We start from the raw sequence: 2,728 nt of genomic DNA, 5'->3' as shown, positions 1-2,728 counted from the left end.
GGCGACCGGCGCGGCCGGCTCGTCGGCGGACGCCGCCGGGGCCGCGTCGCCCGCGCGCTGGGCCGGCACCCTCGGCCGGTCGGCCACCGGGCGTCCCTGCCGGTACGCGGCGTCCCAGGTCAACGCGAGCAGGACGCCCACCGCGGCGGCGACCACCAGCGTCAACCGGGTCGGCATCATCATCTCGACCAGCGGCAGGTCGTCCGACACGTACGACCACGGGCCGCGAATGTCGGTCTCCACACCGTTGAAACGCACCCACGGCCCGATCGCGGCCACGCTGAACACCACGATGAGCACCGCGACGATCCGCGCGGCCAGCGACCGGCGCACCAGCAGCACCAGAGCCACCAGCGAGAGCAGCACCAGCGGCCAACCGAACCAGGTGTTCTGCTCGGTCAGGCCGATGGTCTTCTCCACCTCCGGGTTACCGGCCCAGGTGTCCCGAGCGAAGGTGACGAAGGCGACCAGGTCCTCGCCCCAGTTGTGGAACACGCCGCCCTGCAGGCCCCGGTAGGACTGCGGGCCGTTGAACTGGAACCAGATCGGATATGCGGTGAGCACCAGGGCCAGCCCACCGGCCACGCCGAGCCCGGCCAGGAACGTGCCGGCGGCGGCCCGGGTGGCCCGCGGCCGCTGCACGGCGTACGCGAGCACGATGACCAGGCAGGCCAGCGCGGTGAGCAGCAACATCTCCTCGTTGATGAAGATCTGGTACGCCACCAGCGCCCCGAGCACCAGCCCGTTGCGCCGCCACCGGCCCGGCTCGGCCAGGGTGAGCACCCGCACCACGATCAGCGGGAGCAGGAAATTGGACACGAAGTTCGGTTGGCCGTTGGCGTGGTGGATGATTCCCGGCGCGAAGCCGAGGAACGCGCCGCCGACGAACGCCGCCGCCCGGGAGCGCACCAGGTGGCGGGAGAGCATCCAGTACCCGGTGCCGGCGGTGGCCGCCAGCGCCGCACCCAGATAGAGCGCGTACATCACCTGGGGACCGAGCAGCATGGTCAGCGGGGCCAGCGGCAGTGTCACCCCGAGCAGCGAGGTGTTGGCCATCATGTTCACCCCGTCCGGGGCGTTCTGCCGGGCCGTGAAGAGCGGGTTCTCCAGGTGGCGCACCGAGTACGCGCCGTGCGCGAACAACCACTCGAACCAGCTGTGATCGGTGGGCAGGTGCGAGGAGACCCGGCCGTTGACGTCACCCCAGTAGTTGAGGCAGACGAAGACGCCCAGCAGCACATAGGCTCCGAGGGCCAACAGGTCGGTTCGGGCCGGACGGCGCCGAGGCCGCCGTGTCGGCTCCACCTCGGCCGGGTCGGCGTCGGTCAGGGGATTCAGCGAAGGGTCTACCACCGGCACAGCCACGACGCGCCATCGTACAGGCGGGGTTCCGTCGCTTTTGCCGGGCCGGTGCGCTGACGGTCGGTTTGCCGGACGGTGACCCGTCGGCCAGCCTTACCTGGTGACGGAAGGACGGTCGTTGTCGATCATCGAGCTGGGTGAGATTCGGGACGAGCCCCCGTCGGCGCCGTCGATCCGCGGCCCGCGTGCCGCCGCTCGCCCGCTGCAGGGCGCGACGGTGCTGCTGCTCAGCCTGGTGGTGCTGGCCGCCGCCGCCCCGTGGGCGCAGCGCACGGTGAGTGTGGTGCCGGCGTCCCGGACGGCCACGGCGTACCTGGCCGCGGAGAGCGTCTTCGTGGTCGATCCGCCGATACCCGACGGTGACCGGTACCTGAGCGCGTACGCCCAGCCGGCACCGGCCGGCGCCGCCGTGCGACGGCGGTGGCAGGCGCCGCTGGCCCGCACCGGTGACTACCTCGACGTCCGCATCGAGCGGGGGTTGGTGTTGGCCACGGCGGTCAGCGCCCCGAACCGGGTGTTCCAGACCACCGCCTTCGACGCCGTGACCGGCCGGCAACGCTGGCAGCATCCGGGGTCGCTGCAACCGACAGCGGACGGTGGGCTGCTGCTGACCGACGGTCGGGAGGACGGGTCGGGCGCGGTGAGCGGGGTCGCGCCCGACACCGGCCGGGTGCTCTGGTCGGTGCCGATTCCGCCGGCCGCCAACCCCACCTACCACCACGACCCGGCGGGCCAGGTCGACCGCTTCGTGCTCCTGCAACCGACCGGCGAGGTGCAGGTGCACGACGCCGGCAGCGGCCACCTGCTGCGCAGCATCGACACGCTGCCCGGTGACCGTTCGGCGTACCAGCGGGTGCAGGTCGTCAACGAGCTGCTGCTGCTCGTCCCGCCCGGCAGCACCCGGCTGGTGAGCTTCGCGCTGGCCGACCTGGCACCATTGTGGACGGCCGAGGTGACGCTGGTGTCGCACGTGCTCGACTGCGGCGGTCTGCTCTGCGCGGTCCCGCAGACCGGCGGCCTCCAGGTGCTCGATCCGGCCACCGGCGCGGTGCGCTGGTCGGAACCGGGCCAGGACGTGCTGGCCGACGTCCGGTCCGGCCGGCTGCTGATGGCAGTGCCCGGCCGGGGGTACGCGGTGCGGGACGCGGCGACCGGGCAGGTACGGACCGAGCTGGGCGGGTGGAGCCTGATGCCCGTGCTCGACGCCGACGACCCGCTGGTCGGCGTACGGCGGGGCGACGACGGTCGGATGGTCGTCGCCGAACTCGACCTGGTGGCCGGCCGAGCGCGGATCGTCGACGTGCTGCCCGGCATCGCCGGCAGCTGCCAGGCGTCCCTGCCGGTGCTGCTCTGCCCGCGCCTGGAC

2 protein-coding genes are annotated in these 2,728 nt (G+C 72.7%); one reads left to right on the top strand and one right to left on the bottom strand.

Features of this window, described 5'->3' with window-relative positions; all coding sequences use genetic code 11:
* The coding region (locus KBX53_RS28765) for a hypothetical protein (RefSeq protein ID WP_309140878.1) at positions 1–1,359 on the bottom strand (1,359 nt) is incomplete at its 3' end.
* Between the two features lie 103 nt (positions 1,360–1,462).
* Between KBX53_RS28765 and KBX53_RS28760 the strand changes: the two genes are divergently transcribed.
* Positions 1,463–2,728, top strand: a 1,266-nt coding sequence (locus KBX53_RS28760; RefSeq protein ID WP_210862715.1) for a PQQ-binding-like beta-propeller repeat protein, incomplete at its 3' end; no start/stop codon positions are given.

The sequence above is a fragment of the Micromonospora sp. M51 genome (assembly GCF_018070305.1).
GTDB classification, from domain to species: domain Bacteria; phylum Actinomycetota; class Actinomycetes; order Mycobacteriales; family Micromonosporaceae; genus Micromonospora; species Micromonospora parva.
This window is presented reverse-complemented; position numbering and strand designations above follow the sequence as displayed.